General features: G+C 70.4%; 17 protein-coding genes. 9 read left to right on the forward strand and 8 right to left on the reverse strand.

Features of this window, described 5'->3' with window-relative positions; all coding sequences use genetic code 11:
• Nucleotides 1–95: 95 nt before the first annotated feature.
• Both L942_RS05225 and L942_RS05230 read left to right on the forward strand, forming a co-directional pair.
• Nucleotides 96–1,022 carry a diacylglycerol/lipid kinase family protein gene (locus L942_RS05225; protein WP_037355559.1) on the forward strand — a complete coding sequence of 309 codons (927 nt, stop codon included), beginning with the start codon at nucleotides 96–98 and terminating at the stop codon, nucleotides 1,020–1,022.
• A 271-nt stretch (nucleotides 1,023–1,293) separates the two neighbouring features.
• Complete coding sequence (locus L942_RS05230) at nucleotides 1,294–1,548, forward strand: WhiB family transcriptional regulator (protein WP_009082948.1); 255 nt, start codon at nucleotides 1,294–1,296, stop codon at nucleotides 1,546–1,548.
• A 261-nt stretch (nucleotides 1,549–1,809) separates the two neighbouring features.
• Here the strand turns inward: L942_RS05230 and L942_RS45820 are convergent, their stop codons facing one another.
• Nucleotides 1,810–1,941 (reverse strand): hypothetical protein, encoded by a 132-nt coding sequence (locus L942_RS45820; protein ID WP_268745711.1) that lies wholly within the window; start codon nucleotides 1,939–1,941, stop codon nucleotides 1,810–1,812.
• A gap of 259 nt (nucleotides 1,942–2,200) precedes the next feature.
• Nucleotides 2,201–3,721 carry a sensor histidine kinase gene (locus L942_RS05235; RefSeq protein WP_037355561.1) on the reverse strand — a complete coding sequence of 507 codons (1,521 nt, stop codon included), beginning with the start codon at nucleotides 3,719–3,721 and terminating at the stop codon, nucleotides 2,201–2,203.
• A gap of 194 nt (nucleotides 3,722–3,915) precedes the next feature.
• Here L942_RS05235 and L942_RS46275 point away from each other — a divergent pair, with 194 nt between their 5' ends.
• Complete coding sequence (locus L942_RS46275) at nucleotides 3,916–3,990, forward strand: 50S ribosomal protein bL37 (protein WP_098515123.1); 75 nt, start codon at nucleotides 3,916–3,918, stop codon at nucleotides 3,988–3,990.
• Nucleotides 3,991–4,058: 68 nt separating this feature from the next.
• Here L942_RS46275 and rsrA read toward each other — a convergent pair whose 3' ends face one another.
• The gene (rsrA, locus tag L942_RS05240; protein ID WP_037355563.1) at nucleotides 4,059–4,382 is read right to left on the reverse strand and encodes a mycothiol system anti-sigma-R factor; all 324 of its coding nucleotides are present in this window, start codon (nucleotides 4,380–4,382) and stop codon (nucleotides 4,059–4,061) included.
• On the reverse strand, nucleotides 4,379–5,005 hold the full coding sequence (locus L942_RS05245; protein WP_037355674.1) for a sigma-70 family RNA polymerase sigma factor: 627 nt from the start codon (nucleotides 5,003–5,005) through the stop codon (nucleotides 4,379–4,381). The genes rsrA and L942_RS05245 overlap by 4 nt, the downstream gene beginning before the upstream one ends.
• 188 nt (nucleotides 5,006–5,193) lie before the next feature.
• Between L942_RS05245 and ybaK the strand changes: the two genes are divergently transcribed.
• Nucleotides 5,194–5,673 (forward strand): Cys-tRNA(Pro) deacylase, encoded by a 480-nt coding sequence (gene ybaK, locus L942_RS05250; RefSeq protein WP_037355565.1) that lies wholly within the window; start codon nucleotides 5,194–5,196, stop codon nucleotides 5,671–5,673.
• Here the strand turns inward: ybaK and L942_RS05255 are convergent.
• Nucleotides 5,670–6,407, reverse strand: coding sequence for a class I SAM-dependent methyltransferase (locus tag L942_RS05255; RefSeq protein ID WP_037355567.1), 738 nt, complete (start codon nucleotides 6,405–6,407; stop codon nucleotides 5,670–5,672). The two genes, ybaK and L942_RS05255, sit on opposite strands and share 4 nt — an antisense overlap.
• A gap of 29 nt (nucleotides 6,408–6,436) precedes the next feature.
• Nucleotides 6,437–7,411: an Lrp/AsnC family transcriptional regulator gene (locus L942_RS05260; RefSeq protein ID WP_051165730.1), complete on the reverse strand. Its 975-nt coding sequence runs from the start codon at nucleotides 7,409–7,411 to the stop codon at nucleotides 6,437–6,439.
• A gap of 146 nt (nucleotides 7,412–7,557) precedes the next feature.
• Here L942_RS05260 and L942_RS05265 point away from each other — a divergent pair, with 146 nt between their 5' ends.
• Entirely contained in the window at nucleotides 7,558–8,454 is an 897-nt protein-coding gene (locus L942_RS05265; RefSeq protein ID WP_037355569.1) for an MBL fold metallo-hydrolase, read from the forward strand.
• Nucleotides 8,451–9,866: a carboxylesterase/lipase family protein gene (locus L942_RS05270; protein ID WP_037355678.1), complete on the forward strand. Its 1,416-nt coding sequence runs from the start codon at nucleotides 8,451–8,453 to the stop codon at nucleotides 9,864–9,866. The genes L942_RS05265 and L942_RS05270 overlap by 4 nt, the downstream gene beginning before the upstream one ends.
• Nucleotides 9,867–10,011: 145 nt before the next feature.
• Here the strand turns inward: L942_RS05270 and L942_RS05275 are convergent, their stop codons facing one another.
• Both L942_RS05275 and L942_RS05280 read right to left on the reverse strand, forming a co-directional pair.
• Entirely contained in the window at nucleotides 10,012–10,620 is a 609-nt protein-coding gene (locus L942_RS05275) for an alpha/beta hydrolase family protein (RefSeq protein WP_037355571.1), read from the reverse strand.
• The gene (locus tag L942_RS05280) at nucleotides 10,617–11,372 is read right to left on the reverse strand and encodes an SOS response-associated peptidase (RefSeq protein ID WP_037355573.1); all 756 of its coding nucleotides are present in this window, start codon (nucleotides 11,370–11,372) and stop codon (nucleotides 10,617–10,619) included. The genes L942_RS05275 and L942_RS05280 overlap by 4 nt, the downstream gene beginning before the upstream one ends.
• Nucleotides 11,373–11,484: 112 nt before the next feature.
• Between L942_RS05280 and rsgA the strand changes: the two genes are divergently transcribed.
• The 3 genes from rsgA (at nucleotide 11,485) to L942_RS05295 (ending at nucleotide 14,600) form a co-directional block, all read left to right on the forward strand.
• Entirely contained in the window at nucleotides 11,485–12,504 is a 1,020-nt protein-coding gene (rsgA, locus tag L942_RS05285; RefSeq protein ID WP_037355680.1) for a ribosome small subunit-dependent GTPase A, read from the forward strand.
• Between the two features lie 237 nt (nucleotides 12,505–12,741).
• Nucleotides 12,742–13,650 (forward strand): hypothetical protein, encoded by a 909-nt coding sequence (locus L942_RS05290; protein WP_037355575.1) that lies wholly within the window; start codon nucleotides 12,742–12,744, stop codon nucleotides 13,648–13,650.
• A gap of 152 nt (nucleotides 13,651–13,802) precedes the next feature.
• Nucleotides 13,803–14,600, forward strand: a complete 798-nt coding sequence (locus L942_RS05295) for a hypothetical protein (RefSeq protein ID WP_037355577.1) — start codon at nucleotides 13,803–13,805, stop codon at nucleotides 14,598–14,600.
• The last annotated feature ends 82 nt before the right edge of the window (nucleotides 14,601–14,682 follow it).

The raw sequence follows: 14,682 nt of genomic DNA on the forward strand, positions 1-14,682 counted from the left end.
CCGAGCCGGGACGGCGTGCGCAAGCGGCTGAGCTTCGCGTCACCATGTGGCGCTGAAGGTACGTCTGCCGGGCAGAAAGCACTTACCCTGCGGTAGTGCGCGCCATCCTCGTCGTGAACCCCCAGGCCACCTCGACCACCGCGGGTGGCCGGGACGTGCTGGCGCACGCGCTGGCCAGCCAGGTGAAGCTCGACGTCGTCGAAACCGACTACCGCGGGCACGCGCTCGCGGTGGCCCGTTCGGCGGCCCGCGACGGCTTCGACCTGGTCGTGGCGCACGGCGGCGACGGCACGGTCAACGAGGTCGTCAACGGGCTCCTCGCCGATTCCGCGGGCGCTCCCGGACGCTCCGGGTCCGTCCCGATGCTCGGCGTCGTGCCGGGCGGCTCGGCCAACGTGTTCGCCCGAGCGGTCGGCCTTCCCTCCGATCCGGTCGAGGCGACCCACCAATTGCTCACCGCGCTGGAAACCGAACGGACCCGGCGGATCGGCCTCGGGCTGGCCGACGGGCACTGGTTCACCTTCAACGCGGGCCTCGGCTGGGACGCCGACGTCGTCGGCCGCGTCGCGAAACGGCGCGGCAAGCAAACCAGCGCGAGCCTCTATCTGCGCGCCGCGGTGCGCTCCTACTTCCGCCCGCCGCTCGGGCGGCCGACGCTGACCGTCCGGATCCCGGGCGAGGAACCGGCCGAGGCGGTGACGGCGTTCGTGTCCAACACCGATCCGTGGACGTACCTCGGGGAACGCCCGGTCCACCTCAACTCCGGCTGCTCGTTCGAGACCGGTTTGGGCCTGTTCGCGTTGAGCGGTCTGCGATTGCCCACCGTGTTCACGCATGTACGGCAAGCTCTCCTCACGGAGAGCGATCAGCACGGCCGCCGTCTGCTGCGCCGCGACGATGTGCCACTGATCCGCATCGACGCAGCTGAACCGGTCAACTTCCAGGTCGACGGGGACCTCGTCGGGCAGCGCACCCGGGTCGAGTTCCAGAGCGTCCCGGATGCACTCACCGTAGTCGGATGACGAAACGGCCGCTGATCGCCCGCGGCAAAGTGCGTTCTGCCGCTCGGCGACGCAAACCCTCCGTTCACCGCACCGGCCTTCCGGCGAGCGGAGCTTTTCAGAACGAAACCGCAGGTCAGAGGCATAGCTCGGCCGGGTGAGCTGACTCACCGATCTTCTCGAAACCCTTGTCGAACTCGGTGCTTCGTGAAAGCATTCACAAGCACCCAAAAACACGACCGCCACTACTGTGGCGCGGCCCTCCCGCGTCACTGTGAAGGAGCTCACGAACATGGACTGGCGCCACGACGCGGCCTGCCGAGACGAGGACCCCGAGCTGTTCTTCCCGGTGGGAACCAGCGGTCCGGCTCTGCTGCAGGTCTCCGAGGCGAAGGCCGTGTGCCACCGCTGCCCCGCGGCTTCCGACTGCCTGGCCTGGGCTCTGGCCAGCGGCCAGGACGCCGGCGTCTGGGGCGGAATGAGCGAAGACGAGCGACGCGCGCTCAAGCGCCGCCGTACGCACATCGGCACGCGTACCACCGCCTGAGTCTTTCGGACTCAGCTGCAGTACCCAGAACCAGCTGCACCACCTCGGACCGGACTTTCGCCCGGCGGGCATTCGCGTGCCCGTGCCGCACATGGCGACACATACCCGGTTCGAGCGTAACAACCGAGGTCGGCCACCCCGCATCCGGGTGCCGCCTCGCCCAGGACTATCCAAGTCCTCCCGCGGAACGTTGAACGGGCCGGTACCACACGCTTCACTGGTACCGGCCCTTCAACGCGTCTGGGGTCCACAGTGGACGCTTCAGGCTTCGAGCGCCCACCCGGCCCGCTCGGAAACTCCGGGAGCACCGGAAGCGCTCGCCGAATCCGCGACAAGGCTGGTCTGGTCGTACCCCTGCTCGGCCGCAGCCCGCAGCGCGTGCGCGAGGACCACGCTGGCAAGTCTGCGGCGCGCCCCAATGGTCCACATAGGACTGATTGCGGACCAGCCGGAAATCCTCGTCGAGATCCCGCGTCCAGTGTTCGAAGCGGAATCAGTCCGGACTCGCTGCCTCGCCGACGGCCTCCAGGGGATGTTCCATGCGCTGGAAGTACCGGACGGGCGGAAACCCTTGCCCGGCAAGAATTCTCTGGTTACGGCGATGTGCTCGGCCTTGTGGATGTCGACGGCGAGCAGCCTGTCGCCGGTCTTTCTAGAGCCGCCGGGACAACGGAATCCGCAGTGCCGCTTCGGTGCCCGGCACGCGGTTGCCCGCCTCGTCAGTCCGGACCTGGCGCAGCGAAAGCGAGCCGCGCAGCTCCGATTCGACGAGCGTCCGCACGATCTGCAACCCCAGGCCGTCGCTGCGTTCCAGCGAGAACCCGGACGGCAGGCCCCGGCCGTTGTCTCGGATCAGGATGTCCAGCCACCGCGCCGACCGTTCCACGATCAGCTCGACCTTGCCCGGCCGTCCCTGCGGGAACGCGTGCTCGATCGCGTTCTGCACCAGTTCGGCGAGCACCATCACCAGCGGCGTCGCGATCTCGGCCACGACCACGCCGAACGAGCCCTTGCGCGTCATCCCGACCTTCGATTCCGCGGTGGCGACCTCGCCGACCATCGGGAGCACGTTGTCGAGCAGCTTGTCCAGGTCCACGCGCTCGTCGACGGAAATCGACAGCGCCTCGTGCACCATCGCGATCGACGACACCCGCCGCACCGATTCGCCCAGCGCCAGCCGGGCCTCTTCGCTCGTGGTGCGCCGCGACTGCAACCGCAGCAGCGCGGCGACCGTCTGCAGGTTGTTCTTCACGCGGTGGTGGATCTCGCGGATCGTGGCGTCCTTCGACATCAGCGCGCGGTCGCGGCGCTTGACCTCGGTGACGTCGCGGACCAGCACCAACGCGCCCGCGGGCTGACCGGCCGGGCGCAGCGGCAGCGCCCGGAACAGCACCACCGCGCCGCGCTTCGAGTCGGCCTCGGTGCGCGTGGACGGCTTGCCGTCGAGGGCCTCGATGATCCGGTGCGACACCTCGGTGGCGTCGAACGGGTCGCGGATCAGCGACCGGGTGAGCGGGGCCAGCCGCTGTCCGACGAGGTCGGATTCGTGGCCCATCCGGTGGTAGGCGGACAGGCCGTTGGGGCTGGCGAAGACCACGGTGCCGGCCTGGTCGAGCCGGACGAGACCGTCGCCGACGCGCGGGCTGGTGTGCGTGTCGGTCTGGTTCCCGCCCGCCGGCGGGAAGGTGCCGTCCACGATCATCTGGCACAGGTCGCCCGCGCTGCCGAGATACGCGATTTCCAGCGGGCTCGGCACGCGCGGCGCGGCCAGGTTGGTCTCGCGGCTCAGCACGGCGATCACCTCGCCGCCGAAGCTCACCGGCACCGCTTCGCGGCGCATCGGCAGGTCGCGGTACCAGTGCGGGTCTTCCTCGCGGCAGATCTTGACCTCGCGCATGGCCTTGGCCAGCTGCGGGTGCTCGTCCACGGTGAACCGGGTACCGACGACGTCCTCGGGATGCGCGGTGGGCGCGGTCGTCGGCCGGGCGTGCGCGACGCACACGAAATCGCCGCCGTCGGGCTGAAGTTCGGCGGAAACCGGAACCCACAGCAGGAAGTCGGCGAACGAAAGGTCGGCCAGCAGCTGCCACTCGGCGACGACGGTCTGCAGGTGGTCGGCCGCTTCGCCGGGAAGGCCGGTGTTCTCGGCGAGCAGGTCGGAAAGGGTCGACACGGCTACCGGCCGCCCTCGAATGCGGTGGGTTCGTTCATGCCTGCGCACCTCCTGAAGTCCATCCAACCAGAGCGTAGGCGCGGGTGCCGCCGAGGAGCACGGAGGCCGCATGACACACTGGCACGGTTGACCCGTTCCCGGCCGGTGTGTCGAACCCCGCCCCGGGACACTCAGCGGACACCCGAGGAGAGAACATGTCGAAGCGCGCCCGCAAGCGTCGCGACCGCAAGAAGAACGGCGCCAACCACGGCAAGAAGCCCAACGCCTGAGTCCGCGCCCGGACCTGACGCGGCCCCCGCACCGGATTCGGTACGGGGGCCGTTGTCGTGCAGGGGGCTCAGTCGCTGGTGGTGCGCTGTTCCACGGTGATCTCGGTGCGCTCCATGGTGACGCCGCCCTGCGTGGCGACGGTCTGCCGGATGGAGGCGCGCAGCCTGCTCTTCAGCTCCGCCGGGGCGAGGTCGCCGCCGCATTTGCGGGCGAGCAAGGCCTTGATCTGCTCGTCGATGCCGTACTCCTCGAGGCACGGCGGGCAGTCCTCGATGTGCCTGCGCAGTTCCGCGTCCCGCTCCGGACTGCATTCGCGGTCCAGCAGCAGGTAGATCTCCGCGAGCGCGTCCTCGCAGGGCATCTTCTCCGCGGGCACGTCTTCCGAGCTCATCGTTTCGCCACCTCCTCGCGGTTCCCCCGGATGAAGCCGCGCTCGCGCGCGACGTCGGCCAGCAGGTCGCGCAGCTGGGCGCGGCCGCGGTGCAGCCTGGACATCACGGTGCCGATCGGAGTGTCCATGATCTCGGCGATCTCCTTGTACGCGAAGCCCTCGACGTCGGCGAGGTAGACCGCGAGCCGGAACTCCTCGGGCAGCTTCTGCAAAGCGGCCTTGACGTCGGTGTCCGGGAGGTTGTCCATCGCCTCGACCTCGGCCGAGCGAAGGCCGCTCGAGGTGTGGCTTTCCGCCCGGGCGATCTGCCAGTCGCTGATCTCGTCCGTGGGCTGCTGCACCGGCTGCCGCTGACGCTTGCGATAGCCGTTGATGTAGGTGTTGGTGAGGATGCGGTACATCCACGCCTTGAGGTTCGTGCCCGCCTTGAAGGACGCGAACGCCGCGTACGCCTTCAGGTAGGTTTCCTGGACCAGGTCCTCGGCGTCGGACGGGTTGCGGGTCATCCGCATCGCGGCCGCGTATAGCTGGTCGAGCAGGGGCATCGCGTCGCGCTCGAAGCGCTCCGCGAGCTCCAGTTCGTCGGCCGCCGTCTCCGGCGCGGAGTTGGGGGTGCTCGGCAAACCGTTCCCTTCCCGTTCGGCGTCGATGCGCGTCTGCGCATACGGCAGCACCGAGTTTACGCGGGGGGTGGGAAAGCCGGTCCCGGGACGGCTCCTGCCGGTGCGGGGAATGGCGAGCGTCGTGGTCACGATGTCTACAACAGAGTGTGCCGACCAGGCATTCCCGGCCGGTTCGTAGACTCGCTCGCATGGCGGGCAAGGGCACACCGGCGACGGCGCTGCTGCAGAAGCAGAAAATCGCGCACACCGTGCACACCTACGACCACGATCCGCGGGCCGAGTCGTTCGGGCTGGAGGCGGTGGAGGCGCTGGGCCTGGAGCCCGGGCGGGTGTTCAAGACGCTGGTGGCGGACGTCGACGGGAAGCTCGTCGTCGGCGTGGTGCCGGTCACCGGCCACCTGGACCTGAAAGCCCTCGCCGCGGCGGCGGGCGGCAAGAAGGCGAAAATGGCCGACCCGGCCGCCGCCCAGCGCGCCACCGGGTACGTGCTCGGCGGGATCTCTCCGCTCGGCCACCGCAGCCGGCTGCCCGTGGTGCTGGACAGCTCGGCGCTGAACTACCCGACGATGTACTGCTCCGGCGGCCGCCGCGGGCTCGAGGTGGAACTGGATCCGGCCGAGCTGGTCCGGCTGACCGGCGCGGTCGTGGCCGGGATCGCGGCGGGTTAACCGGCGTCGGGTGCTTCGGGTGCTTCGAGGACGAAGAACAGGAAGCAGAGGAAGGCTTCCTTGCCCCGCATTTCGTCGGGGAACTTTTCCTTGGCGCCCTCAGCCGGGTACGGCTCGCTGACCACCGAGATGCGGAAACCGGCCTGGGTGAAAGCGTCGGTCATCGCGTGCAGCGGGCGGTGCCAGTACGCGAGCACGCCCCGCTGGCCGTTGAAGGTGTATTCCTCGGACCAGCGTTCGACGGCGAAGTAGTTGCCCTCGGGGTGCGCGAATTTGTAGAGGATCGGATGGTTGACGGCCAGGATCAGCCGCCCGCCGGGCCGGATGATCCGCCGCAGCTGCGCCAGCGGGGCGGACCAGTCCTCCAGGTAGTGCAGCACCAAGGCCGAGATGACGTCGTCGAACGCCTGGTCGGCGTAGGGCAGCGGCTGGCTGAGGTCGGCGACCCGGAGGTCCGCGTCCGCGCCGAGTCTTTTCCGGGCCAGCTCGACCATGGTGGCGCTGGAGTCGAATCCGCTCACCTGCGCGCCGCGGTCCCGCAGCGAGGCGAGCAGCGGCCCGGCGCCACAGCCCGCGTCGAGGATCTTCCGGCCGGTCACGTCGCCGGCGAGGGCGAGAATCGCGGGGCGCGTGTAGTAGGCGTTGATGAGACTGTGCTCGGTTTCGATCGCGTAGGCCTCGCCGAAGGTGTCGTAGTCGTTGGCTAGGGCCTCGTCGGAAGCGTTGCCAGTCATGGGATCCACCCTGGCACTGGACGGATCAGTCAGGCGGCCGTCGCGCGCCAATAGCGTTTCAGCACCTCCAGCTGGAGCGTGCATTCGACGGCGGTGACCTCGTCGCTGCCGGGAAAACCGCCGCTGACGAACTCGGCCAGGTCCTCTTCGCCGCGGAAGACGCCGTCGAAGACGAAGGTGGACGCCGCCGCGGTGAGTGCGAGGAACCGGGTCGCCGGGTGCGCGGCGATCGCGGCGCCGAGCCGGGCCGTCGCGGCCGGCGGGCAGGAAATGCCGAGGACAGCCTCGACCTGGTACCCGAGCTTTCCGGGCTCGATCTCGACGCGAGGCCGCAGCAGCCCGGACCCGAACATCGAGGTCGCGACGCGGCGAGCCCTGGACTCGGAAATGTCGAGCGCGCGAGCGACGTCCGAGTACGACGTCCGCGCGTCGTCGCGCAGGACCGCCGCGACTTCGCGTTCCAGCGGACCTAGCTCGCCGCCGGATTCCTCCGCCGCGACCCCCGCGTGCATAGCGAGCGCCTCCTCCTGCTCACGGGTCAGCCGGCGCAGCCGCCACGCCGCGGAACTGGTGAGCCGCCGCAGTGCGGACTCCGTGCGCATCGAGCGGATTCCGGGCACCGCGGGGATCGCGTCGAGCAGCGCACGGGCCGTGGCACCGCGCGTCATCCCGTGGACCACGGCGTAAACCTCGCCACGGCCGGAGGCAAGCGCGACGTGCGTGGTGTCGTCCCGCCGCACCAGCGCCTCCGCGACCGCACGAGACCGGCCGGGTTCGGTGCCGAGCCACACGTGCGCGGGCGGCCCCTCGGCGAGCAGCGACCAGTCGACCTCGCAGATCACGCGGAGCAGTCCGTCGTCCAGCATCCGGCCGTAGCGCCGCCCGACCGTGCGCGCCGAGCTGTCCAGGACGCGAGCCAGCACGTCGAACGGCGCGCGCGGCGCGTGCTGCAGCGCCGCGACCAGGTCGAGGTCGATGTCGTCCAGCACGCCGTCGTCGGCCACCGGGCGCCTCCTTCAGGTTCGGGCCGGTGAAGCCTATCCAAGCCCACCTTTGACTTAATCAGGCGTATTCTAAGCTCTGAACGCATGGATAAGGCATCAATAGCATTGTTCTCGCCTGAACTAGCCAGAATGGTGGCAGTGACCGCATGACCGACCCGATCGTCCTGGGCGCAGTGACCGCGACCCGCGTCCTGGAGTACGAAGGAACCACCCGTCCGCCCGAAGCGATGTTTCCCGGCCTCGCCGAGGAAACCTGGCGGGCGCACGAACCCCGGCTGCCCGCGGATTCCTGGGACCGCCAGTCCGGGCTGCTGCGCACCTGCGTGCAGACGTGGGTGCTGCGCAGCGGGGGTGCCACGATCCTGGTCGACACCGGGGCAGGCGACGGCAAGGACCGGCCCGGGACCCCGGCGTTTCACCAGCTGCGCACCGGGTTTCTCGACCGGCTGGCCGCGGCGGGCGTCGTGCCGGAAGAGGTCGACTTCGTCGTGAACACGCACCTGCACGCCGATCACGTCGGCTGGAACACCGTGCTCGACGATGGCGAATGGCGTCCGGCGTTCCCGAACGCGACCTACTTGCTGCCGCGCGCCGACCACGACTTCTGGGATCCGGCCGGGCCGCACCGGCCGAAACTGGCCCGGGCGAACGAAAACGTCTTCGCCGACAGCGTCGCTCCGGTAGTCCACAGTGGACAAGCGGTTTTGTGGGAGGACGGCTACGACATCGACGGCGCCCTCGGGCTCGAACCGGCGCCGGGACACACGCCGGGGTCGTGCGTGCTGACCGTGCGTTCCGGCGCCGATCGGGCGCTGTTCGTCGGCGATCTGCTGCACCACCCGCTGCAATTCGCCGAACCCGGCCTCAGCAGTTGTTTCTGCGAGGACCCGGCGCAGGCCGCGGCGACCCGGCACCGGTTGCTCGGCCAGGCCGCCGACGACCACGCCCTGGTTTTCCCCGCGCACGACGGCACCGGACCGGCCGTCGAGATCGTCCGGGACGGTGCGAAGTTCGCCGTTACTCGGTGGGGGTCCGGCGCATGACCGTGGTTTCCACCGCCGCTGGACGAGCACGGGGTGTCGCGGCGAACGGGGTGCACACGTTTCGCGCGATTCCTTACGCCGCACCGATGTCCGGTGCCGCGCGATTCCAAGCACCCGCCCCGGCGCCACGCTGGGACGGCGTTCGCGACGCCACCCGGCCGGGACCGACCGCGCCGGCTGCCCGGCGTGATTTCGGCGGGGTCGACCTGCGGCCAGTACTGGGTTCGGGCTGGGTCCCTGGCGCGGACTACCTGTCGGTCACGATCAGCACGCCCGACCCGGCGACGCGCGGCCTGCCGGTTCTGGTCTTCTTCCACGGCGGCGGGTTCACCGCGGGCACCGGGCAGACCGAGCTCTACGCCGGCGACACCTTCGCCCGCGACGGCGTTGTCCTGGTCACGGTGCAGTACCGCCTCGGGGTCGCCGGGTGGTTGCGGCTGCCGGACGCCCCGGCCAACCGCGGCCTGCTCGACGCGCTCGCGGCACTGCACTGGGTCGCCGAGAACATCGCGGCGTTCGGCGGCGACCCCGGCAATGTCACGGTGGCCGGACAGTCCGCCGGGGCGATGCTGGTCTCGGCCTTGCTCGTCAGCCCGGGTGCCGCGGGCTTGTTCCGCCGGGCGATCAGCCAGAGCGGAAGCGGCGAGTGCGCGTTCCCGGTCGAGAAGGCGGACCTGATCACGCGCGCGACAGCCGACGTGCTCGGGGTGGCACCGACCGCGGCCGGCCTGAGCGAGCTTCCCGACGAGCGACTGGTCGCCGCACCGACCGCGATGCCGCCCGCGGCGATCGCCGGATTCCGCGATACGTCACTGGGCAGCAGCGCGTTCAAACCGGTCCTGGACGAGCAAACCCTGCCGGCCCAACCCGCGTCCGGGAACCCGGCCCGGGTCAGCCTCCTGATCGGCACCAACGCCGACGAGGCGAACCTCTACTCCGCGAACCTCGACGACGCCGCGCTGCAGGCCGCGGCCGCCCGCCGGTTCCCGGACCCCGCCGCGGCCCTCGCCCGCGCCCGGGCACAACTCCCCGGCGCGTCCCCTGCCGAACTGGCCGCGCGCTTAATGACCGAGGCGTACGAAGCCAGCAACCGGCGGCTCGCGGACGCGCACAGCAGGGCCGGGAACCCCACTCATGTCTACGAGTTCGCGTGGCCCCCGCCCGGACCGGACCACCCGCTGGGCGCGTGCCATTGCGCCGAGCTGCCGTTCGTGTTCGACCACACCGCGCTGCCCGGCCTCTACGGCCAGTCCGGCCTGCTCGGCGCGGGACGACCGGACCCCGCGCTGGCCGCTCGCACCCACGCGGCGTGGGTCGGCTACGCCACGAACGGCGACCCGGGCTGGCCGCCCCACCAGCCGGACGCGCCCGCGATCATGCACCTCGCCGAAGATTGGTACCTCAAGACCTGACGCCGGTACTCAGCCTACCGGCACGAGCGGACCCGGAACCTGCCTCCGCGCTAGTTGCCCACAGGCTGGCCAGGTTGTGGACAACTCCGCGGAAAGCGCCCTGACCAGCGGGAAGGAGTTCCCGAACTATCCACAGCCAGCACCGTCACAGATGCGGCCGGACCACCCGCACCAACCATTCCGCGGCAGCCCGCGCCACCGCGTCCAGATCAGCCGACAGCGTGTGGTCCCCCGCCACCACCACGACCTCGTGGTGCGGAGCGGCCGACGGGCGCCCGAACGGATCCCGCTCCCCCTGGATCACCAGCGCGGGCACCTCGACCGCGTCGAGTTCGGCCTGCCTCGACTTCTCCGGCTTTCCCGGCGGATGTTCCGGAAAAGCCAAGCACAGCACCGCGACCGCCTGCCCGGCCGAAGCCGTCCGGCACGCCACCCGGGCGCCGGAAGAACGGCCGCCGAACACCAGCGGCAGGTCGTCGAACCGGGCGGAGATCTCGTCCGCCACCGTCAGCCACGCCGCGTCCAGCTGCTTGGCCGGAGCCGGCGCCCGGCGGCCGGCCACCCGGTACGGCTGTTCCACCAGCGCCACATGCATCCCAGCCGCCCTCGCCGCCTGCGCCACCGCCACGAGATCCTTCGCCCCGATGCCGCCGCCCGCTCCGTGGCCGAGCAGCAGCACCGCGTCGCCGTCCGGCGCGCAATGCAGCTCGGCCCGCGCGAGTCCGTGTTCGGTGTCGATCTCGAGGGTGGTCATGACAGGTCGAACAGCGAATCGACGGGCTGTTCGGTTTCCGCGCGCCGCAGCAGTTCCGGGCCGTTGTTGCGGACGTTGTTCACCAGGGTCGACACCGGCCGCAGCTCCAGCGATTCGACGATCGCGGGCGGCGTCGGCGTCAGCAGTTCGTCCACTTCGGACCGGTCCGGGTCGAGCCAGCCCGCCCAGTTGTCGCGCGGCACGATCAGCGGCATCCGGTGGTGGACGTCGGTGAGCTGGCCCGCGGCGTCCGTCGTCAGGATCGAGAAGGTGATCAGCGGTTCGGCGTCCGCGTCGTCCTTCGGCCGCCAGCTTTCCCAGATTCCGCCGAAGGCGAGCGATTTCCCGGAGGGATCCGTCATGTAGAACGGCTCCTTCTCCTTGCCCGTGCGCCGCCATTCGAACCAGCCGTCGGCGGGAACGAGGCAGCGGCGCGACGCCAGCGCGCGCTTGAACGCGGGCTTTTCCTTCGCGGTTTCCGCGCGGGTGTTGATCATCCGCGAACCCGCCGAAGGATCCTTGGCCCAGAACGGAACCAGGCCCCACCGCATGATCCGCAGCGAGCGCTGCGCCGGCTCGTCCTCGAGGACGAGCCCGTCGGCGTCGCGGGGATGCCGCTGCACGACGGTCACGACGTTCTTGGTCGGCGCGACGTTGTGGTCCACTCGCGCCCGGCCCTCGGTCAGGTCGACCGCGGCGAACTCCTCGACCAGCTTCGCCGGGTCTTTCGTCGCGGCGTAACGGCCGCACATGCCAACCTCCTCGGGGTGCCTCGAGCGCCATCGTCGCACGCAAACCGGGCCCGGCGCGACCGGCATGGGATCATTCGACCAGGCAGAGGGCGACCGGGAGGACGTGGGCGGCTTGGCGCGAGGCGACTGGAGGCGGCTGGACGAATCCGACGTGCGGGTGCGTCCCGGCAAAGGCACCAGGCCACGCAGCAAGCGCAGGCCCGAGCACGCGGACGCGGTCACCGCGATGGTGATCGGCAAGGACCGCGGCCGCTGGAGGTGCGCGGTCAACGCCGACCCGGACCGCGTCGTGACGGCCATGCGGGCCCGCGAGCTGGGCCGCGTCTCGGTGGTCGTCGGGGACCTGGTCGCGCTGGTCGGCGACGTGTCCGGACGGCCGGACACCCTCGCCCGGATCGTCCGCGTCGACGAGCGCACCAGCGTGCTGCGCCGCACCGCCGACGACACCGACCCGTACGAACGCGTGGTCGTCGCCAACGCCGCGCAGCTGCTGATCGTCACCTCGCTGGCCGATCCCCCTCCCCGGCCCGGATTCATCGACCGCTGCCTCGTCGCGTGCTACGCGGGCGGCCTGGAACCCGTGCTGTGCCTGACGAAATCCGACCTCGCGAGCCCGGATTCGCTGCTCGCCGGCTACGCGGGCCTGGACGTCCCGGCCGTCGTCACCCGGCACGACGAGGAGCCCGAGGGCCTGCGCGAACGCCTCGCCGGCCGGATCACCGCCCTCGTCGGCCACTCCGGAGTCGGCAAGTCGACCTTGGTCAACCGGCTGGTGCCCGCCGCCGACCTCGCGACCGGCGACGTCAGTTCGGTCGGCAAGGGACGGCACACGTCGGTCGCCGCGGTGGCGCTGCCGCTGGCCGGCGGCGGCTGGGTGGTCGACACCCCGGGAGTCCGGTCGTTCGGGCTCGCGCACGTGACCGCGGACGACATCGTGAACGCCTTCGAGGAGTTCGCCGAGGCGGCGGAGGAATGCCCGCCGAACTGCGGCCACCTCGGCCCGCCCGAGGACCCGGACTGCGCGCTGGACGACGTGGTCAACGACGGCAACGCCGGAGCGGAACGGCTGGCGTCGCTGCGCAGGCTGCTGGTGTCGCGCGCGGGCGGAGGGGACGTCCGCACCGAATCGTGACCTGGAGGCGGTAACCTCGCGCGGCCGTCGCCGATACGCGGGCAGGCGCCCAGCGGGGGACAAACCGGGGGAAAATTCCTCCGTCCGGAGGGAACCTTTTCCCGCCGGACGGCGTCACAGAAGCGACCTCGCGGAGTCACCCGGGCAGTGACCCGCGCACCGGACCGCAAGGACGCGGCCCCGAGGCCGGCCGGCGACAACGCAGGTGTAGACCGATTCCTTCCTAGGGGGAGAACCATGCGCAAGACCACGACGTTCGCCGTCGCCGCGGGTGCGGCGCTGGCGCTGGTGCTGACGGGCTGCGGCTCGAGCACCGAGAACGGCACCGCGTCCCCGGCCGGGCAGGCCGGCCAGTCCAAGGACGGCGGGTCCGGCCTGGCGTCGCCGTTCAGCGACGCGCTCAAGCTGGCCGACGCGGCGAAGCAGGGTACGGAGAAGGCCAAGTCGGCGAAGATGACCATGGACATGTCCATGGGCGGCCAGTCCGTCAAGGCCGAGGGCTCGATGCGCTTCGACGGCGAGAACTCCGCCATGGCGATGACCATGAACACCCCGCAGGGCGCCACCGAGATGCGCTACGTCGACAAGACCCTCTACATGAAGGTCCCGGCCGCGCAGGCCAAGCAGTTCGGCACCGACAAGCCGTGGCTGAAGATCTCGCCGGACGCCACCGACCCGATGTCGCAGTCGTTCAGCAAGGCCATGGCGCAGTCGACCCAGCAGAGCGACCCGACGCAGATCCTCGATCAGGTCTCGAAGACCGGCCAGATCGTCGGAGCCGACCAGGTCGAGCTGAACGGCGAGAAGGTCAACCACTACAAGGTCGAGCTGGACGTCAGCAAGTCCATCGAGACCTACGCGAAGGGCCAGCCGGCCGAGGTCCAGGAGCAGATGAAGAAGATGCTCGCGGGCAAGAACATCAAGATCCCGGCCGAGATCTGGATCGACAAGGACCAGCTTCCGCTGCAGGTCACGATGGACCAGTCGGAGCTGATGAAGCAGCTCGGCGGCGCGAGCGCGGCAGGAGCCGCCGGCGGCCAGATCACCGTCAAGTACACCGACTGGGGCAAGCCGGTCGACGTGGCCGCGCCGTCCGCCGACCAGGTCACCGACTTCGGCGAGATCATGAAGAAGATGGGGCACTGATCCCCGAGGCTTTCCGCGGGCCCCGAGCCGCTCCGGCTCGGGGCCCGTTTTTGTGCGCTACTGCCAGTAGCACGCGTTCCCCCGAACGGGGCCGCTTCGCCCGTTGTGCTTGGCTGGAGGCACCTTACGGCCGGTCAGAGAGGGTTTTTCGGATGCGCAGGACGGCCGTGGCGGGGGTTGCCGCGCTGCTCGCGATCGTCTCAACGGGTTGTTCCAGCACCCCGCAACCGCAGCGCTTCACCGACGCCCGAGCCCTCGCCGACGCCGCTTCGGCCGCGACGCTGGCCGGCCACACCGCGAAGTTCACCGCTGACGTGACCACCGGCACCCTCGTGTCCCACGGGAAGGGTCAGGCGAAATTCGATCCATCCGGAACGTCGCTGTCGATGACGACGGACTACGTCGGCGAGCCGCTCGAACTGCGCCTGCTCGACAAGACGCTGTACGCGAAGGTCCCGGAAAGCACGCGCGACCAGGTCAGCGACCACAAAGCGTGGGTGAAGGTGTCGCCGGACGGCACCGATCCGCTTTCGCAGGTGCTGGGCGGCAGCCTGGCGCAACTGGCCGAGCAGAACGACCCGACGCGCACGCTCGCGCAGATCCGCACCGCCGGGACGGTGGCCTCCAGCGAGGAAACCACCCTCGACGGAGCCGCCGCCGAGCACTATCACCTGACCGTCGACCTGGCGAAACTCGGCTCCGAACTGCCCGGCGGCCTGCCCGCCGAAGCCCTGACCCGGCTCGGCGACCGCGGCAAGGCCGTCCCGTTCGACCTCTGGCTGGACCCGCAGCACCGGCCGATGCAGCTGGTGCTCGACCTGACGCCGGTCATGCAGGCCACCGGCCAGACCGGCGTCGCCACGGTCAAGGCGCGCTACACGGACTGGAACACCCCGGTCACCGTCGAGGCTCCCGCACCGGCGGACGTCGGCGTCCTCACCGGCGGCTGACCCGCAGGGCCGGGGTGCGGGCGGAGATCCGCGTGCGGTCCGTGAAGGGCTCCTTGAGGGAATCAGATTCCCGCAAGGAGCC

This window comes from Amycolatopsis orientalis DSM 43388, from assembly GCF_000411975.1.
GTDB lineage: Bacteria > Actinomycetota > Actinomycetes > Mycobacteriales > Pseudonocardiaceae > Amycolatopsis > Amycolatopsis orientalis_D.